This is a genomic window from Peribacillus sp. NPDC046944 (genome assembly GCF_050272735.1).
Taxonomy (GTDB): domain Bacteria; phylum Bacillota; class Bacilli; order Bacillales; family DSM-1321; genus Peribacillus.
On record NZ_JBNNML010000001.1, the window covers coordinates 92690 to 114867 of the forward strand.

Annotated in this window: 23 protein-coding genes; 9 read left to right on the plus strand and 14 right to left on the minus strand. The window is 42.2% G+C overall.

What is annotated here, in order from left to right:
* The first annotated feature begins 12 nt into the window (after positions 1-12).
* On the plus strand, positions 13-984 hold the full coding sequence (locus ACQKIC_RS00485; RefSeq protein ID WP_427590695.1) for a DMT family transporter: 972 nt from the start codon (positions 13-15) through the stop codon (positions 982-984).
* A gap of 58 nt (positions 985-1042) precedes the next feature.
* Here ACQKIC_RS00485 and ACQKIC_RS00490 read toward each other — a convergent pair whose 3' ends face one another.
* Positions 1043-2023 (minus strand): tyrosinase family protein, encoded by a 981-nt coding sequence (locus ACQKIC_RS00490; RefSeq protein WP_427590696.1) that lies wholly within the window; start codon positions 2021-2023, stop codon positions 1043-1045.
* Positions 2024-2201: 178 nt separating this feature from the next.
* Here ACQKIC_RS00490 and ACQKIC_RS00495 point away from each other — a divergent pair, with 178 nt between their 5' ends.
* The 3 genes from ACQKIC_RS00495 to ACQKIC_RS00505 all read left to right on the plus strand — a co-directional run bounded on the left by ACQKIC_RS00495 (position 2202) and on the right by ACQKIC_RS00505 (position 3196).
* The gene (locus tag ACQKIC_RS00495) at positions 2202-2600 is read left to right on the plus strand and encodes a MarR family winged helix-turn-helix transcriptional regulator (protein WP_402986763.1); all 399 of its coding nucleotides are present in this window, start codon (positions 2202-2204) and stop codon (positions 2598-2600) included.
* Complete coding sequence (locus tag ACQKIC_RS00500) at positions 2600-2941, plus strand: DUF3147 family protein (protein WP_402986764.1); 342 nt, start codon at positions 2600-2602, stop codon at positions 2939-2941. The genes ACQKIC_RS00495 and ACQKIC_RS00500 overlap by 1 nt, the downstream gene beginning before the upstream one ends.
* 69 nt (positions 2942-3010) lie before the next feature.
* Positions 3011-3196 (plus strand): hypothetical protein, encoded by a 186-nt coding sequence (locus ACQKIC_RS00505; RefSeq protein ID WP_402873837.1) that lies wholly within the window; start codon positions 3011-3013, stop codon positions 3194-3196.
* Between the two features lie 234 nt (positions 3197-3430).
* Here the strand turns inward: ACQKIC_RS00505 and ACQKIC_RS00510 are convergent, their stop codons facing one another.
* The gene (locus tag ACQKIC_RS00510) at positions 3431-3673 is read right to left on the minus strand and encodes a hypothetical protein (RefSeq protein WP_402957903.1); all 243 of its coding nucleotides are present in this window, start codon (positions 3671-3673) and stop codon (positions 3431-3433) included.
* A 238-nt stretch (positions 3674-3911) separates the two neighbouring features.
* Here ACQKIC_RS00510 and ACQKIC_RS00515 point away from each other — a divergent pair, with 238 nt between their 5' ends.
* Positions 3912-5324: an Ig-like domain-containing protein gene (locus ACQKIC_RS00515; protein WP_402986765.1), complete on the plus strand. Its 1413-nt coding sequence runs from the start codon at positions 3912-3914 to the stop codon at positions 5322-5324.
* Positions 5325-5593: 269 nt separating this feature from the next.
* On the opposite strand, the gene ACQKIC_RS00520 is transcribed toward ACQKIC_RS00515, so the two are convergent.
* Both ACQKIC_RS00520 and ACQKIC_RS00525 read right to left on the minus strand, forming a co-directional pair.
* Positions 5594-8791, minus strand: a complete 3198-nt coding sequence (locus ACQKIC_RS00520) for an SNF2 helicase associated domain-containing protein (protein WP_427590697.1) — start codon at positions 8789-8791, stop codon at positions 5594-5596.
* On the minus strand, positions 8788-8955 hold the full coding sequence (locus tag ACQKIC_RS00525) for a hypothetical protein (protein WP_427668488.1): 168 nt from the start codon (positions 8953-8955) through the stop codon (positions 8788-8790). Before ACQKIC_RS00525 ends, ACQKIC_RS00520 begins: the two co-directional genes overlap by 4 nt.
* Positions 8956-9141: 186 nt before the next feature.
* Here ACQKIC_RS00525 and ACQKIC_RS00530 point away from each other — a divergent pair, with 186 nt between their 5' ends.
* The gene (locus ACQKIC_RS00530; protein ID WP_427590698.1) at positions 9142-9777 is read left to right on the plus strand and encodes a DUF4352 domain-containing protein; all 636 of its coding nucleotides are present in this window, start codon (positions 9142-9144) and stop codon (positions 9775-9777) included.
* Positions 9778-9886: 109 nt separating this feature from the next.
* Here ACQKIC_RS00530 and ACQKIC_RS00535 read toward each other — a convergent pair whose 3' ends face one another.
* Both ACQKIC_RS00535 and psiE read right to left on the minus strand, forming a co-directional pair.
* On the minus strand, positions 9887-10735 hold the full coding sequence (locus tag ACQKIC_RS00535) for a VOC family protein (RefSeq protein ID WP_427590699.1): 849 nt from the start codon (positions 10733-10735) through the stop codon (positions 9887-9889).
* 296 nt (positions 10736-11031) lie between these two features.
* Positions 11032-11457, minus strand: a complete 426-nt coding sequence (gene psiE / locus ACQKIC_RS00540) for a phosphate-starvation-inducible protein PsiE (RefSeq protein WP_402873822.1) — start codon at positions 11455-11457, stop codon at positions 11032-11034.
* Positions 11458-11608: 151 nt separating this feature from the next.
* Between psiE and ACQKIC_RS00545 the strand changes: the two genes are divergently transcribed.
* Positions 11609-12121, plus strand: coding sequence for a methylated-DNA--[protein]-cysteine S-methyltransferase (locus ACQKIC_RS00545; protein ID WP_402873819.1), 513 nt, complete (start codon positions 11609-11611; stop codon positions 12119-12121).
* A 160-nt stretch (positions 12122-12281) separates the two neighbouring features.
* Here ACQKIC_RS00545 and ACQKIC_RS00550 read toward each other — a convergent pair whose 3' ends face one another.
* The 5 genes from ACQKIC_RS00550 to ACQKIC_RS00570 form a co-directional block, all read right to left on the minus strand.
* The gene (locus ACQKIC_RS00550) at positions 12282-12893 is read right to left on the minus strand and encodes an NUDIX hydrolase (RefSeq protein WP_427668490.1); all 612 of its coding nucleotides are present in this window, start codon (positions 12891-12893) and stop codon (positions 12282-12284) included.
* A gap of 1 nt (position 12894) precedes the next feature.
* On the minus strand, positions 12895-13188 hold the full coding sequence (locus ACQKIC_RS00555; protein WP_427590701.1) for a transporter suffix domain-containing protein: 294 nt from the start codon (positions 13186-13188) through the stop codon (positions 12895-12897).
* 27 nt (positions 13189-13215) lie between these two features.
* Positions 13216-13383, minus strand: coding sequence for a sporulation protein Cse60 (locus ACQKIC_RS00560; protein ID WP_402957920.1), 168 nt, complete (start codon positions 13381-13383; stop codon positions 13216-13218).
* 123 nt (positions 13384-13506) lie between these two features.
* A complete protein-coding gene (locus ACQKIC_RS00565) occupies positions 13507-14739 on the minus strand; it encodes a cytochrome P450 (protein WP_402873937.1) in 1233 nt (410 codons plus the stop codon).
* A gap of 216 nt (positions 14740-14955) precedes the next feature.
* Complete coding sequence (locus ACQKIC_RS00570; RefSeq protein WP_407408263.1) at positions 14956-15624, minus strand: DUF975 family protein; 669 nt, start codon at positions 15622-15624, stop codon at positions 14956-14958.
* A 316-nt stretch (positions 15625-15940) separates the two neighbouring features.
* Between ACQKIC_RS00570 and ACQKIC_RS00575 the strand changes: the two genes are divergently transcribed.
* The gene (locus ACQKIC_RS00575) at positions 15941-16372 is read left to right on the plus strand and encodes an NUDIX hydrolase (RefSeq protein WP_427590702.1); all 432 of its coding nucleotides are present in this window, start codon (positions 15941-15943) and stop codon (positions 16370-16372) included.
* A gap of 88 nt (positions 16373-16460) precedes the next feature.
* On the opposite strand, the gene ACQKIC_RS00580 is transcribed toward ACQKIC_RS00575, so the two are convergent.
* Positions 16461-18062: an amidohydrolase gene (locus tag ACQKIC_RS00580; protein ID WP_427590703.1), complete on the minus strand. Its 1602-nt coding sequence runs from the start codon at positions 18060-18062 to the stop codon at positions 16461-16463.
* A 156-nt stretch (positions 18063-18218) separates the two neighbouring features.
* A complete protein-coding gene (locus tag ACQKIC_RS00585) occupies positions 18219-19412 on the minus strand; it encodes an ornithine--oxo-acid transaminase (RefSeq protein WP_402957927.1) in 1194 nt (397 codons plus the stop codon).
* Positions 19413-19741: 329 nt separating this feature from the next.
* Between ACQKIC_RS00585 and ACQKIC_RS00590 the strand changes: the two genes are divergently transcribed.
* Positions 19742-21160 (plus strand): sigma-54 interaction domain-containing protein, encoded by a 1419-nt coding sequence (locus ACQKIC_RS00590; RefSeq protein WP_402986778.1) that lies wholly within the window; start codon positions 19742-19744, stop codon positions 21158-21160.
* On the opposite strand, the gene ACQKIC_RS00595 is transcribed toward ACQKIC_RS00590, so the two are convergent.
* Positions 21153-22163, minus strand: coding sequence for a hypothetical protein (locus tag ACQKIC_RS00595; RefSeq protein ID WP_427590704.1), 1011 nt, complete (start codon positions 22161-22163; stop codon positions 21153-21155). The genes ACQKIC_RS00590 and ACQKIC_RS00595 overlap by 8 nt on opposite strands.
* Between the last annotated feature and the right edge of the window lie 15 nt (positions 22164-22178).

Here is a 22178-nt window from a genome sequence, read left to right on the forward strand (position 1 = left end):
GAGGTGAGTCGATTGCGACCGATTTTAATAGGGGTTTGTTCCGCTCTCTTCTTTGCGTTTACCTTCGTTCTCAATCAGTCGATGGAATTGTCTGGTGGCAGTTGGATTTGGAGCGCTTCCTTAAGATATATCTTTATGGTTCCTTTTCTGCTATGTATCGTTTTGAGCAGGAAAAACCTTCGCCCTCTTCTCCTTGTGATGAAAGAACAACCCGGAACTTGGCTACTTTGGAGTTTTGTTGGGTTCGGGTTATTTTATGCACCATTATGCTATGCTTCGGCATACTCACCTGGCTGGTTAATCGCCGGGACCTGGCAAGTCACGATCATATCCGGTGCTTTACTCGCCCCGCTATTTTTTGAAATGGTTGAAACAAAGGATGGGCTCCTAAGGCAAAGGGGCAAAATCTCCTTGAAAGGGCTTAGCATGTCCTTGATCATTCTGTTGGGAATTATATTGATGCAGGTGGAGCATACCAAGCATATTACATTCAGCAATCTCTTGTTGGGTATCGTTCCGGTCCTGCTTGCTTCCTTTGCTTACCCACTAGGGAATCGTAAAATGATGGACGTTTCTCGGGGACGTTTGGATGCCTACCAACGGGTGTTGGGCATGACATTGGCAAGCCTGCCGTTTTGGCTTTTACTTTCGTTGTATGGTTTTTTCACCGTTGGGGCGCCAACGATGATGCAGAGTTTCCAATCACTTTTGGTTGCCCTCTTTTCAGGTGTGATTGCAACGGTCCTGTTTTTCAAGGCCACCGATATGGTGCGGGGGAACATGCAGAAACTAGCTTCCGTTGAAGCGACACAATCAATGGAGGTCCTATTCGCCTTAGCTGGTGAACTGGTATTTTTATCGCTCCCAATTCCTTCCGCCCTTTCCTGGTTAGGAATCTTCATCGTGATTCTTGGAATGATCCTGCATAGCTACGTTTCACACACGAGAGAAAAGAGAGCGGATCCTTCTTCCGAGAGCGCTTGATCACTATAAAAACGCAGTGATTGTATTCACCGCGTTTTTTTTGTTACCGCTTTTCGTATCAATGCTCTCCTTTGACAACCTTTCTCTCCATATCATAAATATACCCAAGCTTCCGATGGTTGATCATATCTTTAGGCGTCGTGTCCCATGGAAACATGGGATCATGTAAATTGTGGCCGAATGGTCCCCCTTTTCTTGGCAAATATCTTTCCTGCCGGTTAAGGATTTTCCACATTACCCATATCCGGTCTACATTTGCATGATGCAAAAAGAAAACAGGATCATTCGGTGAGGTAGGGACAGAGCCCATATGGCCCCCAACCCAGCCATGGACACGATTATGAAGTTGAGGTCCATCTATGAACCCTTCAAGTTGATTGCGAAAACTCGGGGTGCTCGTCGTATTCCAAGGAGGCGAGTCATATGGAGTGACCTTCAGCACTTCCTTCACATCCGCTTTCGTTGGTAAGGTCGCTACCGGTTCATTTGCAGCAAAGTTTCGCCTTAATCCCCCTGCAGGATTCCCCTGTTCGTCGATGACTTCCCACTGTCCCGCTGCAAAAGGTCCCTCTGTGACAAGAAAGTCATTTCTCCTGTTTCCGTTACCCCCCATAAAATCATCGTCCCAAACTGGGGATGAAGACGGATCTTCCAGTTCCGAATCCGCCGCCCAATCCCAATATGGAATGGTCACACTTGGGTCAATCTTTTGGAGATCACGTTCAAAGCGCCAAAGGAAATCGCGATGCCATGGCAAGAATGCTGGCCCCATATGTGCGGCACTTCTATGGTCTCTATGAGTTCCATGTAAATTCTCCGCGACACTCCTTGCGCTTGGATTAGCATGATTGTGTGCAGGGCTTTCAGTGGTTGGATTTCCTCCCGGCGGAGTTTGAAAGGCCCCTCCTGCCAAATGCCAGGCGACATATCGATCATAGATCCCTTTTTCCTTTAAGGCTAAAACGGCAGTGATGTATTTCTTTTTTTCCTTATCCGTAAGGTGTAGAACATTTTTCCTCACTTTATACTCAAGTGTCATGGGTATACCCCTTTTCTAGATGGTCATCTATCCTAGTTCCTTTGATATTCTAAGTAATGGATGCTAGAAAGGTTCAGGGCGAATGCGGATAGTTGGTAAAAATGGGCATTTTCCTGTTGACGTTATATCGTATAATACGATATATTCGTTTTAGGCGATTTAAAAAGGAGAGGTAATCATGATACAGAAAATCAATGACTACTTCACGGATATCTATTTTCATTTACATCCGCAACAACAAGAAGCCATTTCCCATCAAAGCGTACGAGTCTTGCAAACGATTCAAAAAAAGAAAGATGTTATGATCCGGGATATTGCCGAACAATTATCGATTTCCCACAATACCGCTTCTGAGCATGTCAAAAAATTGGTACAAAACGGATGGGTGCTTAAGGAGCGGCCGGAAGATGACCAGCGTAAGGTGTATTTACATTTAACGGATGGCGGTGCAACCATTTTAAAAAAGAACACGGAATTGGATGAAGAAAAACTACAACAGGCGCTTAGCAAGTTATCCGTTTCTGAAAGGGATCAAATAAGAGAAGCATTCCGGTTATTAAGTGAGGTATCTACTTAATGTATTTGTTCATTAAAATAGCCAGTTCCGCGGTCATCATTGGACTTGTAACGGAAATGGCCCGACGATTCCCTTTATATGGCGGGATTGTGGCTGCTCTGCCATTAATCAGTATCCTCAGTATAATTTGGCTAACGGTTCAGGGAGAGCCCACTCAGAATATCCATACATTCACACTGGGCGTTCTGGCAGGTTTTCCCGCTACAGTGGCCATGCTAGTTGTGATTTATATGGCATTAAAGCAATCCATTCATGTAGGGCTGGCCATCCCCCTCGGACTCGTGGCCTGGGGGATATTTTTAACAGGGCAAAAATATATAATGGCTAGGTTTATTTCCTGATTGATTTCCTACTGCCCTCATTTTTTGGTATGATAAATGTGTTAAATAACATAATGAAGGTGATTTACTTTGTCTGAAGAAACTCCAAAAGAAAAAAAGGTATATGACACCACAATCATTTATGATTATGCAGAGTTTCCTGACATAGTCAGTGGTCGTTGTGATAATTGCGGCAATGCTCAGTTCAAAAGTTCCGTTAAGGATTATGTATATATTCGTACATGCAGAGAATGCGGCATGAAGAAATCGATTTGACCCTATTTAACGATAGGGTTTTTGTTTGTTCACTTTTTCTTTTTCCTCTTGAACGTATCGCTTATATATTTCCCTTCTTATCATCATAATCGGAAAATGCGACGGCATATGGATAGGAACAAGAAGAATTATCCAAGTACTTCTCAGCCGTGCGTCTAATGAACGACTCGACTACCTTGTGCCATGCTTATCAAATAACTCCACACTCACCGTCCCTTGACAATAGAAGTCCACTCATAGAAAAGAATTCTCCTTCACCGAATTATGGTAGATGACAGATCGCTTCTTCATCTTTACATCGTATTGCGTAAACTCCACTCTTTTCACACCGTGTGATAAGAAAAGCTGCCATGAAAATTTCTTGTTATAGAAATCTGAATGGGATGGCGGATAAAATTGTCCGGACTGGCCGCTAGCAACAGCAGGGGCAGGCAAAAGGGATAAAGCTGTTAAAAGGAACAGGAGCTTTTTTATCATGGGATCCTCCAAAATGGTTTTCTCTTTTTCTCCCTTCTTGTAGAGAAAAAAAGAACTCGTCCAATCGAAAATCCCCATTAGCCGCAAGAGATTCTTCACCCATCGTTAACATTTAAAAGTTCTTCTATAGAAAAATAAAAAAATTAAATAAAATAAGCCATATATACTAACCGTTCCTTTTTATGTTAAAATTTATGTGACTTTAGGTTGATAAATAGAGAAAGAGGAGATATTTATTATGGTTAAAAACTCGTTTTTATTCACGGCATTTTTATTTATTGCTACAATTTTCTTACATGTACCTATTGCAGAGGCTGCAACGGAATATGAGTCGAATGACTCACTTTCTACAGCTACGCCAATTAGTTTTAAGGGTAGTAAAGCAGATGTTGACGGCATACTGAGCGACAGGTATGACGATGATTATTTTAGTTTCACTTTAACTGAACCAGGAAAAGTTGTATTGAAAATTAATCATAATCTGAATACAAGGTACGAAGTAAGGCTTATAAATGCGCAACAAGAAACGTTAGAGGATTATACTACTACGTATAATGTAAATAAGGGAGTAAAAGAGCTCTTTTCACAAGGTTTAGATGCGGGGACTTACTATGTAAAAGTTGAACATTATGACGGTAACGGTGAAAGCGTTCCATATAAACTGCAGGTCGATTATACGCAAAGTAGTGTTTACGAAAAGGAATTTAATAATGATCGTTCAACCGCTAACCTAATTAATCTAAATAAGCAGTATAACGGATGGGCAGATTACGATAGTGATTACTATGTGATTGAGGTACCATCAAGTGGTGAAGTGAAAGTCGAAATGAATAGAACCTTGAAAACGAGCTACGAAATTTCTTTGTACAATAGTGCAGGAAGTGAAATGGAAAGTTGGTATACATACTACGGTAAGGATTCTATGATTCCTGTTATACATACAGGATTGCCTCAAGGTACCTATTACATAAAAATCAGAACAACTGATGGGGATAGAGATAATATTCCTTACCGCTTTAAAGTGAACTTTAAGGCGAACTCTTTATTTGAAACGGAAGACAATGATTCAATGTCTCTAGCAGATACTCTGAAAGTTAGCAAAGCTATGAATGGTGTAATCAGTTCAAGAAGTGATTCAGATTATTATAGCTTGAACTTGACCAAAAATATGAATATCGCTGTACAATTAACAGCCTCAAAGGATACAAGTTATGATGTACAAATATTTAATCAAGATAATTCCGTTTACGAAAGTTTATATACCAATTACGGAAATGGAAAGCTTAAAACGATAAAAAACCTCAATCTAAAAAAAGGGATTTATTATATTAAACTTCGAAGATACGATGGTGAATCCAATAAAATTCCTTATACTTTAAAAGTTATACAAAGAGATACTACGCCACCCGCCACTCCAACAGTCAATAAAGTAACAACGAAATCTACAAAAGTGACAGGTAAAGCGGAAAAAGGTGCTACTGTTTATGTATATAGAGGCCAGACAAAACTTGGTCAAGCAACCGCATCAAGTTCTGGCACATATTCTGTGAAAATCCCAAAACAAAAGAAAGATACCACCCTAAAAATTTATGCCAAGGATGTAGCCGGAAATAAAGGGAAGATAAAAACTATAAAAGTGAAGAAACCCTAATATTAAGGGTTAGGCACAATGTTTCGGCAGGCAACTAGTTGGTCGTACTAATACATTTGAAGCAAAACTTTAACTTTAGTTTTAGTTTAAAATAACTGTACCCAAAAGTAGTTGTGTCTAACAATTGGATGCATTTCAAGTTCGATTTATCTAATTTTCCAAGGTTTTAGTTTTAAAAATAGAAACACTTCAAATAAAAAACGGTCGTAGAAGTTCTTTACTTCTGACGGCCGTTTTTTTATGAGGGCAAAAGCTACTACCTCTTTTATCTATATCTTCAATATTTCCCTAATGTCTTCCTCAGTTAGGGCAGATGACGATGAATTTTCAGGGTCGATGATTTCCTCGATCAGATGCCTTTTTTTCTCCTGCAGTTCATTCATTTTTTCTTCAATCGTGCCACGGGCCACAAGCTTGATGACCTGGACCACATTCTTCTGGCCCATGCGGTGTGCTCGGTCCGCCGCTTGTTCCTCGACGGCTGGGTTCCACCATAGATCATATAAAATCACGGTATCGGCACCCGTCAGATTGAGTCCCGTGCCGCCTGCCTTCAAGGAAATGAGAAAGACGTCACGGTCGCCCGCGTTGAACCGATTGCAAATTTCAACCCGTTCTTTTGATGGGGTCTGTCCATCCAAGTAGAAAAAGGATTGCCCTTGTATAGCTAAATCCTTGCCGATGATTTGAAGCATTTTCGTGAATTGAGAGAAAATCAGGACCCTTCTACCGGAAAGTCTCGATTCGTCCATAATCTTCATCAGCTGTTCGAATTTTGACGAACTCCCCTTATAGCCATCCACAAATAGAGAAGGGTGACAACAAATTTGCCGTAATCGGGTCAAACCGGCCAGAATCCTAATCCGGTTTTTCCGAAGCGTGTTTTTGTCCAAATGCTTCAACGTATCTTCACGCAGTTTCGCTAAGTAGGCCGCATACAGTCTCTTTTGGTCTGGAAGCAATTCCACCGATTCCAATGTCTCGATTTTTTCCGGAAGCTCCTCCAGCACATCTTCCTTCAACCGGCGTAACAAAAACGGCCGGATTCTGCGAGCAATCTGTTTTCGGGAAAGATGACTATATTCCTTCAAGCCCATGAAGAGCTCTGGAAAGACGACGTGAAAAATCGACCATAGTTCCTCCAAAGAGTTTTCGACTGGCGTACCAGTGAGAGCGAAACGGTGGTCCGCCTTGATTTTCTTCACGGAGCGTGCCGTTTGTGTCACAGGGTTCTTGAAAGCCTGGGCTTCATCGAAAAACACCGTGTGGAACTCCTGCTTTTCATACCAGAGAATATCTTTGCGCAATAACGGATAAGACGTGATTAGGGCATCCACCTCGCCCAGTTCCTTCTGCATCTTGGATCGCTCCTTTTGATTGCCATCCATGACAACGGCTTGTATCTCCGGGGCGAATTTCATGAATTCACTCAGCCAGTTATACGTCAAAGAAGAGGGGCAAACGATGAGGACCGGAAGCTTCCTTTGTCGAATGGCGAATAATTCAGAAAGGATGAACGCGATGCTTTGCAACGTTTTACCCAATCCCATATCATCTGCCAAAATCCCTCCAAATCCGTATCCTGCAAGACTCTTCATCCACTTATAGCCGTTTCTTTGATAGTCCCGCAGTATCGGCTGCAAACGCTCCGGCAACTCGAACTCCAGATTACTTGGGTTGCGGATATTCTCCAAGAACTGACGGAACGACTCCTCCATCGTGAATGTGCCATCATCTGCGGAGTCAAGAAGCTGAAGTCCTTTCACGATTGGTACATTCAAGCCGCTTTCCAGATCTTCATGTTGAACCGGAAGGGCATTCAAGAATCGATTAATTTCTTCGAATTCCCTTGTTTCCAATGACAGTAGCGAACCATTCCGAAGACGATAATACTTCCGTTTTTCTTCTAGGGCTTCTAGGATCTCCCGTATTTGCTTGTCAGGGATCCCGTCCATTTCAAACTTGAATTCGAGCCAGTTGGTCCGTTCTTTTTTTATTTTTATCCGCACCTGCGGAGGTGGATTCCCTCTGGCAATCCGACTTCTTACGGCAGTCGTCGCATAAAGTTGGACGAGCTTTTGCAGTTTTGGCACACTGTGGTACAAAAACTCGTATTCCAGTTCTTCATTATGTAAGAAGTAGCCGCCCTCATTCTTGGCAAACTGACTTTCTTCCATCAACGTTAGAATCACCTTTTCCTTCTCCACATCCCTTATGAGCATGGAGACCGCTTTGTTTTCCCGGCTTTCCAAGGGATTCATCACAATATTGCCATAGTGGAATTCGAGCCCGGCAAGCAATTTGTTATTTACACGATCCAAGTATAATTTGGCAATCAGGGGAGTTTTAACAAACTGCTCGGTAATCGAATCCGAAATATGGACAATTCCTATTTTCTTCAACCCCGGAACCACTTTTTCAAGGAATACATCCAATTGATCCCAAGCAATCGGAATTCGATTCGTCCCGGAAGTCTCCAGCATCGATTTCAATTCGATAAGGCGTTGGCATTCTTCTTTTTTCAAAGAAAACAGCTTGCCATCAGCCAAAACAACATCATAGGCATTCATCACGATTACCGAATCCAACCCCTTGATATTCAGCTGGTATCCCTTGCTTTCAGTTTTGGCAAAATCAAACTGGAGCGGCAGCAAGTCTTCCGATTTTTGGAGTCCGCCCTCGATTGTCCCGTCATGCCGAAGCTTCACCATGGGAGCTTGGATGAGGAGCGGAAATAGCCTTTTCCAAGAAGAGGGCGGAAGAAGCAATAAGGAATGAATCTGTGTGTAGCTCGATTGACCGGAAGCATCCAGATAGACCTTTTCATCAGAAATGACCGTGATCAGCTGCTGAATGACGGCATCATTTTCTTTTTGAAAACAATGAAGGCTTGGGTCATATTGAAAGGATAGGGAGACGGTGGAACGCCTTCTTTCTTTTATCCTCATCAGGAAATCCCTGATATTTGGCACATCGATCGATCCAATCTTCATTTCAATCCCGAACATATACTGCCCTTTAGATACCATCACAGGTTTACATATAAATTCAGTATCAAGCACTTCCCTATTTTCAAAGTGAAGTTGATGTCCGCTTGAACGCACCGGCTGATGATTGAAAAGGCTCAGCAATCCATCCGTCAGCTCCTTGCCCGACTCGGACTGAATAGTCGGGACGGTCCCTTGGCGCTGATGATGGTATACCGCAAGTAAAACGGCCGCAATATGCTGACAATCCTTGGAGAAAGAGGCGAGTGTAGGGCAACTGCACTTCGTATGGAAGCCCCCGGTTTTATCCACATCAATGGTGACGTGAAAATCCTCCACTCCTGCAACCGTCGCTTCGCAGCCACTAGGGCCATATGAGTCGAATAATACTTTATTAGCACGATAAAAAGCGTCCCCTCTTTTGAAGGAGACCGTACCGCACATATCTTTTATGATGTTCACGTTCAATTTGGTATTCAATGCCTTGCTCCTTCCTGAGGTCCTATACACTTTTGTGCGTGGTGAATGTATTCATATTCTTCAATCGTACCATAGTTCTCTTTTTCTGAGCGAACGATCTTACCTGTCTGCGTCAGTTTTAAAAAGACTTCCCATTGTCTATCACTGCAAGTCAAACAATTCACTATCTTAGAAAACCTTTATCCACCTTACTATGCATTTATTCCCATGAAGGAATTTTCCCTACCCATTATTTATACCCTCAAAACAGGTAATGATTGGTTATTCTCGATATCCTATAGATTATAAAAGGAATCCAGGATAAGATAAAGGCTAACTGACAACATGACTTTAGGAGGAAACATTCAACAATGGCAGGATTAACATCATGTAAGACATGTAATAAAGAAATCGCAAAAGGCGTGAAAAAGTGTCCTAATTGCGGGAAAGACCAACGCAATTGGTTCAGAAGACATAAGTTTTTAACTTTTATCGGAGCTATTATTGTTATCATTATCATTGCAAACTCGGTAGGAGGGGACGAATCTCCTTCAACTAGTTCCAGTTCAACTAAAGAAGCTACTAACAAAGAAAACATGTACAAGGTTGGAGACGTAATCAAACAAAACAAACTGGAAATCACAGTACTTAAACAAGAAGAGTTTGATACAATCGGCGATCCCGAGTTTCTTGGTAAGAAGGCATCTGAAGGTGGAACACTCATCGCCATTCAATATAAAATGAAAAATATCTCGGATGAACCTGTTGGTATGTTCAGTTATCCTTCGATAAAATTAGTGGATGAAAAAGGAACAAAGTTTGATTCAGATATCGAGGCCAGCACCGCATATGCTGTAGAAGCTAAAGTCGACGATTCTAAGGTATTATCCGACTTAAATCCAGATATTAGTGTAACGGATACTGAGGTTTATGAAATATCTAAAGAGAAGTTCTCAAAAGGCAAATGGTATATCCAAATCGGAGATGCAAAGGTCCAAATCAAATAATCCATAAAAGAAAAATCACCTTATCTTGAGATTTCAAGGTAAGGTGATTTTTTTCTTTTCATTGGTGGAATTCCTTTTCTAAAGAATGGATCGTATCCTTCTAGAGGGCCTAATTGATCACTAAATGGATTTCATTTCCCGATGGATCAGTAATGACATACCCTTCATCATTTTGTATGGCCTCTACTCCTATTTGTTTCAGCTGTACGATCACTTTATTTCGCGCCTCTTCGTCTGCATAAACAAGAGTAAACCAGTTCAGCCCTACACTGTTTTTCTTAGGAGTAGGTACACCCACACCGTTCCATACATTTAACCCGATATGATGGTGATAATCCCCGGTTGATGTAAAGAGTGCCCCTTCGTAACGGGTCACGACCTTGAATCCAAGTCCCGATGTATAAAATTTCTCTGTGTCTTTTAGATTGGCTACATGCAGATGAATATGCCCCATCAATGTTCCGGCGGGCAAACCACTCCATGCGGCATCACTTTCTGCCAGAATACTATTACCGTCTAACGGGTCTGTCACCATTTTAACTTCCCCATTCGCCCATTCCCATTCGGACGATGGACGGTCATAATACACTTCAATCCCATTTCCATCCGGATCCGTAATGTATAGTGCTTCGCTCACAGCATGATCCGCCGCCCCGAAACGATATTGGGTGGTAAGCAAATGCCGTAAAAAGACCGATAAGTCTGCACGTGTGGGTAGTAAAAGGGCAAAATGATACAACCCTGATGTCCGTCCTTCTTTTGGAATAACATCTTCCGGCTGCTCCAGTGTTAATAGAGGCGTTTTTCCGTCCGTCGTTAACACGGCTTTACGATTCGTCTTTTCCAATACTCGAAAACCGATTATTTCTTCATAAAATGCAATGGCATCCGCCAAATTCAGGACATTGATACTCACTTCCCCAACAAACGTTACTGGTTTTCTATGAAATTTACTCATACCCTTACACCCCTTCCTTATCTTTCCATATATATATTGACCCCATGTGAAAGGGCTGCGCTCGTATGCTAGATTGATTTTGTATCCGGTTACCGGACCTCAAGCCTAGTATCACCTCTTGCCCCGCAACCCATTCTAGGAAGAACCACATGACTAGTCTCCTTATTAACTTACTTTATGTAAGTAATTATATTTTAGTAACTTGTAATTGTCAAGGAGGTTTCTAGATTGATTGGAAATTATAGAAAAAAGCACCCTGGTATGACCCACGGCGCTTTCATCTATAAGATTTTTCGTTAAAGTTTTCCCTTCCGTGCCGTCGCGGAGCTCATGATATAGTAGCCGATAATCAACACTAAAATCGATAACGTATAAAGAAGGGTATGTACCGGATTTTCATGGTAGACAATGATGAGCCGGATCATGGCCGTTATGCCAATATAGAGAAAATATCGTATAGGAAAATGATAATCCTCTTTGAAATATTTAACGATCATCGCGATGAATTCAAAATACAAAAAGAACATCAAAATGCGTTCCAAGAGTTCGAATTCTATCCGTATTTCCGGATTATAAAGCGCCATCTTTATGAAATAGAAGATTTCCTTAGCAAGTAATACGCATAACGATAAAGCCAATAAGATCAAGGCCGTATTCAAGGCTAGTTGAAGAACTTCCGCTATTTTGATATCCTTCCATTTGTTTTGTTTACTATGACCCAATGTGTCTTCCCCCTGAATATCAAAATTTCTTCGTGTCTCTATACTACCATTTGTTTTTTAAGTGTATGTAAATTTTCATTGAACTGTTGGTTACAGTACACTTTCTTGTATACTAAAAAGAGAAGAAATCTCTAAAAAAAGGAGGAGGAATATGAAAGAAACCATTAATTGGGCGGTTTTAGAATACGACAAATGGCATCTATACATAGCGAAAACGAAGAAAGGCCTCTGTTATGTCGGTTCACCTGGTCAGTCTTATGAAGATTTGGAAAAGTGGATACAAAAACGGTTTCCTCAGTCGATTCTTTTGGAGAGTGAAGAAGCGTTACATCCTTATCTTACTGAACTATATGAGTATTTCGAGGGAACACGACGGACTTTTTCATTACCTGTGGATGTGAGGGGAACCGCTTTTCAAGTAGCCATTTGGGAAGCATTGAACCAGATTCCATACGGAAAAACCACTTCTTACTCCGAAATTGCGATGATGATTCAAAGACCCACCGCTGTTCGTGCGGTCGGAACGGCCATCGGGGCCAACCCCGTGCTAATCACCGTTCCATGTCATCGGGTCATCGGAAAAAATGGGGCAATCACCGGATACCGGGGCGGATTGGAAATGAAGGAATTCTTACTGCAATTAGAGACGCAAAACGGGGACTGACTACCCTCTAGGACTTATATAAGCTGAGATATTTATCTATCAAAGGAGCGAGTTTATCTTCTTAAAATGGAAAGATATCTTCCCAAAGGGGATTTGTTTCGTCGAAAAACCTCCATATATCGATTTTTCGACAAAAACCATCAAATCCCTGACTTTTTTCTTATTTTAATTCACGTTTAATCGACTGGATCAAGCCTTCGTAATAGGAAGTTTCGTGCGGAACGAATCGATCCCTGCCTACATATTGATCGACGGTAACGCGCTGACCCAGATCATTCATTTCGAATCCCTGAATATGTATCTCTTCTATAGGACCGAACCATAGCTTTTCGAAATCCTCCAGTTTAACCTTCACGATTCCCGACACTTCTTCCTTTTGCAAGGTGAAATCACTCAGCGGATTCGTGCTCTTATATATAAATAGATGGACCAGTTCTTTATCGATGAAATTCTCCATCATCGCACAGTCTTCCATCACCCCTACTGACACCAACTCATCAAAAGATAACGCGATGCCTAACTCTTCTTTAATTTCTCTTACACCATCTTCCACCGTTTCGTGAGCCAGTAAATGACCTGCAGCCGTGATGTCCAACAAATCCGGATAATCCTTTTTCATAGAACAGCGATGTTGGAGATAGAGATAATCCACTTCATCTTCCCGACTGACGAACCAGCAATGGAACACCTCATGCCAATGTCCGAGCCTATGCACTTCTTCCCTCGTTGCTTCACCGATATGGGTTCGGTCTTCATTAAATATTTTCAGCATTTCAGTTTCGATGATTCTCACCTTCCCGTTTCTTTCTCCAATTCTTTGGATGGAGGTAACTTTTATATCTCGCTGCCACTTCTTTTCCAACCAAAATGGCTCCTACCCAGAACATGATTTCGGCGATGATGATGGCTCCACCAATGATCATCGCCTTTATGTTTGTCGAAAAAGGCGTAAATGGAGCCACTATCGGAATGAGCCAAGTGAGCAGAGATAGCATCAGAAGGACCATCCCTATTTTATAATACTTCTTTTTTCTTTCTTTTTTTACGATGACAACTTCTTTCTCCATAAAAGTGGGCCCCCTATCTTCCATTTGTTAAGGTGATGGAAACTCTTCCTTGTATATGACCATCGCACTAAAAAAAAATACCGGACTACCAAACTTAATATCCACAACATTAATGGATGGGACCGCCGCTAAGAATTCATTCACTTTTTTATCCATTCCTTTTTCCGTCCAGCCATAAAACGTCTTGATTTTCATCCTATCCGCCTCCTAAAGAAGTGATTTAATTACGTATACGATTGAAACGTCATTCCGTTCCATAAAACATGGAAAAAGCCAGAATACGAAAAAGGACTGTCTATTCGACAGTCCCGGTTTATCTTAGGCTTTATACCCCTTCATCGGTAACGACATCAAGGCTTGTCCCGTCGCGGCATCGGTCAGCCTGTCTTCTAAATTGAAAGATTCGACTGGTTCGATGCGGGCGTATTTCTTCACGAATGTGGTGAGGGCAATTTTGGCTTCAAGTCGGGCGAGCGGTGCCCCTAAACAGAAATGTACGCCATTCCCAAACGTTAAATGTTTCTTATTATTAGGTCGGTGGATGTTTACCTTGAAAGGATCTTCAAACATGGCTTCATCCAAGTTCGCCGCACTCATCCAAACGATCACGACGTCACCTTTCTTAAGTTCCACACCCAAAAGATTGTTATCTTCTTTGACCGTGCGATCCAATTTGACTAAATTGAACCGGTACCGCAGCATTTCTTCGACCGCTTGTGGTACCAATTCCGGGTTTTGGTGCAGTTCTTCATAAACGGTAGGGTCATCATACAAAAGCGAATAAAACGAGTTGGCCAGCAAGTGGCTGGTCGTTTCCACTCCTGCTCCCAATATCAGCATCGTCGTCCGTACCACTTCATCATCTGTGAACGTTTCCCCATCCACTTCCGCCTTCAATAAATCGGAAATGATATCATCTGCTGGATTCAAGCGCTTTTCCAAAACGATAGGATAGATATATTCATAGTATTCCTTTGCGGCTATTTGCTTCTTTTTATTAACTTCTTCCTCTTTTTCCTTTTCAAAAGGAAGGAATAAGATATCGACCCATTTTTTGAAGAGCAATCGATCTTTAGAAGGCACCCCCAGCAAGTCAGACATAATAATGATAGGAAGGGGGCTTGTCAATGAATGGACAATATCCATTTCGGAGTCCCCTATGTCCTCGATCAGTTCATTCACGATCTCTTGAATGCGAGGCTCCCAGTTTTGTAGGCTCCTGGGCGTGAAGGCAGCCGCTAAAAGCGAACGATGTTTTCTGTGTGAGGGTGGATCCACCCCAATCAAGTTAATCTTGTCAGGGATGGCCCCTTCTTTACTATCTGCACCAACTGAAATCGTGGTCCGTTTTCGTACGCTCGAAAAATGCTTGTAATCGCTGAGTACAAGTTTAACATGGTCATATTTAAAAGCATTCCACGTATCCGTTCCCTTGTGATAGATCACAGAATCATTTTCTAGCATCTTTTTGCACCAATCGTACGGGCTGAATTCCTCTGTACGTGTCTTAAACTGTGGGATTTCTTTTACGGCAATAACTTCAGTCATGATATCGACCCCTATCTTTTCAAAATTCCTACTAGAATCGTCATGTTCCACTATGTAATTTCTAAATTTACCTTTAATAGTAAACTACACCATTATAAGATAAATACCCAAGAGTAACCATGAACCTTCCATCCCACCACTTTTTACCCACCCATTCTATAATTTTATGAAGTTCCTTACATAAAAAAACCGGCAGCAATTATGCTACCGGCTAAAAATTCATTCCACTATTTCACTTTCAACCTGAGAGGCTATCCATTCGTTATAAAAGGCGGCCATCGTTGTCCCAATATAAGGAACCAACCATAAGAATCCAATTCCTATCGTGAATAAACAAAGAATTCCCCACCCTATAAAGCTTAAGCACATGAGAAAGTACTTCCATTTAAGGCCGTTCATCCTTCTCCGGCTCTCCGTAATCGCTTCAAGCGTCGTTAAGTGCGGATGATCTTTTAATAAGAAAAACACTTGGGAATACGCCAAAGCTTTGATAATCCCGGGTATGAGTAGTAATAAAGACCACAAAAAGACGAATATTCCTTGCACAATGGATACAATGATCACTTTTGAAAACATTTTCCCATCCTTATAAATCGAAAATGTTTTCTCGAACGATGTACTTTCCATTCTTACCAGGTCAAGATAAAACCAGTAAATACCTATCGAGAACGGTATTATTAAAATCGATATAAGCATATCCATTGCAGACGCCCATATCGGCGTCACTTCCTGGTTTGACCATTCTGCCCACCCTCCACTTAACATGATTTCTAATGTGGTGGGTATGACAATGCTAACCAAGAACATGATTAACGAAAGTGCTAATGCCGTTCCCCAGTTCCCTTTCAATGAAAGCCTTGCTTCTCTTTTTAATTCTGATATTTTCATAGTTGAATGACACTCCTTCTTAATACTTAGTACTGTTACATGAATATGTAAGATGTCCCAATAAAATTCATAAAACATACTGAGGTTACTTTATTTGGGTTATTATTTTATTCTACCATAATTGTTCTTAGATGAGATTTAATCCCCAAGAGTATATATAGGTATATCGTTTCATTTATTCGAAGCCTTCTTTTTGAGTCCTACGCTCCAAAAGGAATTTTTTTACATGTGGTGGTATTATGGAGGAAGCACCAGGCAGGAAGTCCGAGGAACGGGCAACAGCTAGACTACTAAACAATAGAAATGGGGAAGTCGATTGGAACATGGCACGCAGAAAATCTTCTCACCACCAAAACACATCGTCTCAGCAGCAACGATTGTAATCAATGAGCAAGGGGAAATTCTATTAATCAAGGGGCCCATGCGAGGTTGGGAAATGCATGGGGGACAAGTTGAAGAAGGCGAGTCCTTGAAAGAAGCCGCCATAAGAGAAACGAAAGAGGAAACAGGTATGGATATAGAGGTTTTGAAATTTTGTGGGATCTTTCAAAATGTTGAAGAGTCCATCTGTAATACACTATTTTTAGCTAAACCAGTTGGAGGAACAGTAACAACGTCACCAGAGAGTTTGGAAGTGGGGTATTATCCCATTGAGCAGGCTTTGGAAATGGTGACTTTCAGGAATTTCAGTCAGAGAATTGAATGCTGTTTGGATGAAAGCACCCATCCATTCTATATAGAATTTTAGGATACCTCTCGCCTAATAACAAGGGGCTTCCAGAGAGGAAGCCCCAGATATAGAGCACTGTACAAGCGCCTTCTCTTGCTTTTGAACATCACCCTGCTATTTCTTTTTGAAAGACCCTCTTACCGGCCATATACGTTTCTTCAACCTGCACTTCCCCTATTTCTTCCGGTTTGATGGTCAAAATGTCCCTATCCAGGACAATAAAGTCGGCATGAAAGCCCGGTGCAAGCTGGCCAACATCCGGGATGCGCGTGACTTCCTGTGCCGCTTTTGTATAAAGCATGATGGCCGTTTCAATGTCTATGCGTTGTTCCTGCCCTGTATCCGTTCCATCATAGGCCTTACGTGTGACGGCTGCCATCATCCCGATAAATGGATTGACCGGATCGGCCCAAGCCGTTGCAGGTGCATCAGATGAGAAGGCCACCAGGATCCCCTTATCCAACATGGAACGAATCGGATACGTTTGCTTCGTACGCTCAGCCCCAAGGTTAGTAAGATACGATTCAATTTCGGCGTAAAGAAAGATCGGTTGTGGGACGAATGCGATTCCCATTTCACTCGCTTGTTGAAGGGCCTTCCTAGAAGGCATGGCCGCATGCTCTATCCTGATGGAAGGGCCATCTTCCATCCAGCCCTTCTTGCCATGAAAGGTATCAATGATTAAATCGATCGCCTGCTCACCCATGGCATGTATGACCAATTGGATACAATTCTCCTCGGCTGCTTGACCGGCAAGTAGCAACTCCTCCTTAGTGGTCATCGGGATGCCATAGTTCTCGCCTTCCCCTAAAAATGGCGGATTGACCCAGGCCGTTTGGCCAGAAACGCTTCCATCGGCGAATAACTTGATTCCTCCAATATGATTGTCCTGGTCTCTATTCGTTTTGTTCTTGGCTAAAATCGGATCGTCCTTCATGGTTTCCCATATGTAATACAGGACTGCACGCTGCTTCATGCCCTTTTCCGTAGCAGCACGATACATGTCTAAATAATCCGCAGGTTTAGGCTTTGCCATCAAATCCGTAATGGCCGTAATTCCGTGCGATAGCAATTTTGGGCTTAATTCCACAAGTCCTTCTATTTCTTCCTCAACAGTTTGTACGGGCATTACTTGTTGGACTAAACCTTTTGCGTTTTCACGTAAAACGCCCGTCGGTTCACCGTACGGATCTCTATCAATCTTTCCACCCACTGGGTCTGGTGTATCTTTGGTGATGCCGGCGAGTTCCAGTGCCTTACTGTTGACCACAACCATGTGAGTGCATGTGCGCGTAATGATAACGGGAACCTTCGTCGTGGCTTGATCTAAATCCCAGCGTGAAGGCGAACGACGCTCTTTTAATTTCCCCTCATCATATCCCCATCCTTCTATCCAACCCCCGGAATCTTGTGATTCGCTTGCCTTACGAACTTCGTCAATTAAATCTTCCAGTGATTCGACAACAGGCGGCATACAGGAAATTTGCTTGGAAGACCCGGCTAGATACAATGGATGCAAGTGTGCATCGATGAGCCCCGGCAACACCCGGCGTCCTTGAAGGTTCATGCGCTCTCCAGTCATCCCTTTGGTTTCTTCTTCCCCAATCCAGTGTATGCGCCCATCACGAATGACCATAGCACTTGCATAAGGTTGTGTTGGATTGGCTGTGAATATTTTTCCGTTCACATAAATGATGTCATGATTCATTCTTTCTCCTCCCCCTATATGAACACATTTCATTTGTACCGCCTTGATTTTGGATTTCCTTTATCCTTGCAGACGAAAAAGAGCATTCCAAAATGGATAAGCCTACGCTTTTTTTTGGAATACCCTTTTTTCATGACTCAGAATCAGTAAGCGACATTAAGCTAAAACTTTTTTAATACGGGCAATAGCCCAATCTAGTTCTTCCTTCGTAATCACAAGTGGCGGAGCAAAGCGGATCACGGTATCATGCGTTTCCTTGCACAGTAAGTTTTCCTCTTTTAATTTTTCACAATAAGGCCTTGCCTCCACTGTTAATTCCACTCCGATAAATAAGCCTTTTCCACGTATATCTTTAATCTTCGGATTATTGATTTCCTTCAAGCTTTCTTTAAAGTATTCGCCTAATTCCAACGAGCGTTCCGCAAGTTTCTCTTCTTCAAGAATCTCTAAGGAAGCGATGGAAACCGCGCAAGCCAATGGATTGCCCCCAAATGTAGAACCATGTGAACCAGGATTGAAGACGCCTAGGATGTCACGGTTGGCCGCCACGCAAGAGATTGGGAAAACCCCACCACCAAGTGCCTTGCCTAAAATGTACATATCAGGAACAACATGATCCCAATCGGAGGCGAATGTTTTACCTGACCGGCCAAGGCCCGACTGAATTTCATCCGAAACGAACAATACACTATTTTCTTTACACAGTTCAAATGCCGCTTTCAGGAAACCGGCTGGTGGAATGATGATGCCCGCTTCCCCTTGGATCGGTTCAATCAGGAATCCAGCCGTTTGCGGTGTGATGGCTGCTTTCAATGCCTCAAGGTCACCATAGGGAACCAACTTGATTCCTGGCAACATCGGCCCGAACCCCCTTCTATATTCATCATCGGAAGATAAAGAAACGGCTGTCATCGTCCGGCCATGGAAGTTGCCGATACAAGCGATGATTTCCGCTTGGTCTTCAGCGATTCCTTTTACATCATAGCCCCAGCGTCTAACAGCCTTGATGGCCGTTTCAACTGCTTCAGCCCCCGTGTTCATCGGAAGGGCCATGTCTTTTTGGGTAAGACGGGCCACCTTTTCGTACCACGGACCCAATTGATCACTATGAAACGCTCGGGACGTTAACGTTACACGATCCGCTTGGTCTTTTAGCGCTTGAATGATTTTTGGGTGCCGATGACCTTGGTTCACGGCTGAATAGGCACTAAGCATATCCATATACTTGTTTCCTTCTGGATCTTCTACCCATACTCCTTCTGCCTTTGATATGACGATGGGAAGTGGATGATAATTGTTTGCCCCATATTGTTCAGTTTGTTCAATAACCTTTTCCGTCACAGTTTTCATATAAATTCCCCCTATGATTTAAACGTTTCCGCTATGATTTACGTTGTAGATGAAGATGTAGCATATTTCATTGTTGAAAAATCAGTTCAGGTCCCCCTATCTATCAACTAGCAAGTTCCATGCCAAAAATAAAGGCCTCTATCAAAAACACCCTAACTCAAAGAAAAAATATATTTCAGGAAAGGGGTTTCACCCATTTTTTTCATAAAATCCGCAAAAATATTTGGCACCTTTCCGCCATGCATTCTTGCAGTGCAAATAATAATTGCACCAATATTGGATTTACTTTACAATTAGCTTCAACAAAAGGAAAAACCTGGAGGTGCCTCATGGATTTAAACCAGATTATGAGAATAGAAGGTTTTCAAACGATTCTCCATTCACTTGTGGATGTGATTGATATAGGCATACATATTATAGATAGGAACGGCTTGACGGTCATCTATAACAAAAAGATGGCGGAGATTGAGGGAATGGATTCAAAAGATGTATTAGGAGAGAAGATTCACGACATCTTTAAGTTCAAAGAAGAAACGGAAAGCACACTGGTCAGGGCCCTTCACTCCGGCCATGCAACCGAAAACTCGAAACAGACTTACTTCAATAGCCTGGGGCAGGAAATCTCGACCATCAATAATACCTATCCGATATTCGACACCAGGCAAAATATCATCGGGGCCATCGAAGTAGCCAAGGATATTACCAACCTGGAACGAATCATCAAGGATAATATATTAAATAAGGGCGACACCAAATATACCTTTGACAGCATCCTAGGTGTCAGTGCGAATTTCTTGGAGGTCATCGAAAAGAGCAAGCGTTCGACAAGAACCTCTTCCACCATCCTCATCGTTGGGGAAACTGGAACGGGAAAGGAACTTTTTGCACAAAGCATCCATAATGGAAGCAGTCGCTCCAAACACCCATTCATCAGCCAGAACTGTGCAGCACTTCCCGATAGTTTAATAGAAGGAATCCTTTTCGGAACGAAGAAAGGTGCCTTCACCGGCTCCGTCGAAAGACCGGGATTGTTCGAACAAGCAGAAGGCGGCACGATCCTTCTTGATGAGATCAATTCCCTGAACCCCAATTTGCAGGCAAAATTATTGCGGGCCCTTCAAGAAAGGAAGATTCGTCGCGTAGGTGATACGAAAGATAAGAATATCGACGTCCGCGTCATCGCAACCATCAATGAAGATCCGATTGATGCCATATCAAACGGCCATTTACGTAAAGATCTTTATTACCGTTTAAGCGTTGTGTCTTTATTCATACCCCCGCTACGGGAACGGAAAGAGGATATTCCATTGCTCGCCCAATCGTTTATTGACAAATTCAATGCGCTTTTCGAATTGGACATCGAAGGAATCAGCGAAGAAGCCTACGAACTTTTCTATGATTATGAATGGCATGGCAACGTAAGAGAACTTGAACATATCATCGAAGGGGCCATGAATTTGCTAGAACCTGGCGATAAGCACATAAAAATCTCGCACCTTCCCACTCTCTTCAAAAAGAAAGCGAATAGGGAAGAAGAGGAGATGGAAACCAAAGCGCCTTCCCCTCCCTCTCATCAAGGGACCCTCCCTCTTGATGATTATATGGCGCATACAGAAAAGTTCTATTTAGAAAAGGTGTTAAAAGAACATAACCAGAATATCTCCCAAGCAGCCAAAGCCTTGAATATAAGCCGGCAAAGCCTCCAATATCGCTTGAAAAAGTACCAGGCCAAAAATCCCCTCACTTAGAAAGTGGGGGATCTCCCTTCTTTACAGGAAAATAGGAACCTGTCTTTTTAAAGCGTCTCCAGCATATGAACACGTAAATCAGTGCCACCGTAATAAACAATACAATATAATACATCATCAACTCATTAGTGGTCATAATTTGAAAAACGTCTTTCCAGCTCGTTTCCTGCAGATATATTTTGTATGGAGTTTCTTCACTGTAAGAAATCGGGACCCGCTGATCTTTATATGCATAATAGGCATGGCTTGTGACTTCCTTCGTCAGGTACACGGTCTCGTTTGCTTGATTCTCAAAGCTGAGTGCCAAAAAATACTCACTATCTGCATAACGGCCTAAATTCCGGTCGGCAAAATGATCGGTCACAACAGCCGTAGTTTCGATTCGACCCTCGTCCGAATATTTATCATATGCGTTCATCACCATTTGCCCCATATAATAGAAACCGAATAATAGACCTATTAGTATGCCTCCGTAAAATAAACCATATAGAAGGAAACCTAGGAATGAATTGAAAAGTTTTTTTCTCTCCATCCGCTGAAAAAAGGTTACCACAAACTTAACTTTACTCAACCAATACGAGATATAACCAAAGATATAAATGCTGACGAAAGCCAGGCCAATATAATAGGAAGAATACTCCCCCTTTAAATCCTCCTGATTATGAAAAGTACCATCGATTTTGAACCCGCTAACCGTATCTCCGATTTCGAGTTTGTCAAATTCCTCTTTCTCCACATACGCTCTCTGTCCAATATCCAAATTCCAAGCAACCTTACCTGTGAGTTTTTCATTGAGTAAAACCATGTAATACGTTTTTCCATACAATAGGTCCTGTGCCGCCGTTTTTTCATAAACCACGGCCGTCATCGGTTCGCTTTCATCCTCACGCTTCAGCTCTTTATATTCTTGGAAATTCTCAACGGTTTTGAATAGCACGAAAACAAATACCCCAAAGGCAAAGATCATCCATCCTATCCGCTTCATATCATAGTTATATCTCATAATGGAACCCCTTTT

Coding starts and splice junctions, on each gene's coding strand:
- ACQKIC_RS00490 (WP_427590696.1), bottom strand. CDS start 2,023: ATGACACTTGAGTATAAAGTGAGGAAAAATGTTCTACACCTTACGGAT.
- ACQKIC_RS00495 (WP_402986763.1), top strand. CDS start 2,202: ATGATACAGAAAATCAATGACTACTTCACGGATATCTATTTTCATTTA.
- ACQKIC_RS00500 (WP_402986764.1), top strand. CDS start 2,600: ATGTATTTGTTCATTAAAATAGCCAGTTCCGCGGTCATCATTGGACTT.
- ACQKIC_RS00510 (WP_402957903.1), bottom strand. CDS start 3,673: ATGATAAAAAAGCTCCTGTTCCTTTTAACAGCTTTATCCCTTTTGCCT.
- ACQKIC_RS00515 (WP_402986765.1), top strand. CDS start 3,912: ATGGTTAAAAACTCGTTTTTATTCACGGCATTTTTATTTATTGCTACA.
- ACQKIC_RS00530 (WP_427590698.1), top strand. CDS start 9,142: ATGGCAGGATTAACATCATGTAAGACATGTAATAAAGAAATCGCAAAA.
- ACQKIC_RS00535 (WP_427590699.1), bottom strand. CDS start 10,735: ATGAGTAAATTTCATAGAAAACCAGTAACGTTTGTTGGGGAAGTGAGT.
- ACQKIC_RS00545 (WP_402873819.1), top strand. CDS start 11,609: ATGAAAGAAACCATTAATTGGGCGGTTTTAGAATACGACAAATGGCAT.
- ACQKIC_RS00550 (WP_427668490.1), bottom strand. CDS start 12,893: ATGCTGAAAATATTTAATGAAGACCGAACCCATATCGGTGAAGCAACG.
- ACQKIC_RS00555 (WP_427590701.1), bottom strand. CDS start 13,188: ATGGAGAAAGAAGTTGTCATCGTAAAAAAAGAAAGAAAAAAGAAGTAT.
- ACQKIC_RS00560 (WP_402957920.1), bottom strand. CDS start 13,383: ATGAAAATCAAGACGTTTTATGGCTGGACGGAAAAAGGAATGGATAAA.
- ACQKIC_RS00570 (WP_407408263.1), bottom strand. CDS start 15,624: ATGAAAATATCAGAATTAAAAAGAGAAGCAAGGCTTTCATTGAAAGGG.
- ACQKIC_RS00580 (WP_427590703.1), bottom strand. CDS start 18,062: ATGAATCATGACATCATTTATGTGAACGGAAAAATATTCACAGCCAAT.
- ACQKIC_RS00585 (WP_402957927.1), bottom strand. CDS start 19,412: ATGAAAACTGTGACGGAAAAGGTTATTGAACAAACTGAACAATATGGG.
- ACQKIC_RS00590 (WP_402986778.1), top strand. CDS start 19,742: ATGGATTTAAACCAGATTATGAGAATAGAAGGTTTTCAAACGATTCTC.
- ACQKIC_RS00595 (WP_427590704.1), bottom strand. CDS start 22,163: ATGAGATATAACTATGATATGAAGCGGATAGGATGGATGATCTTTGCC.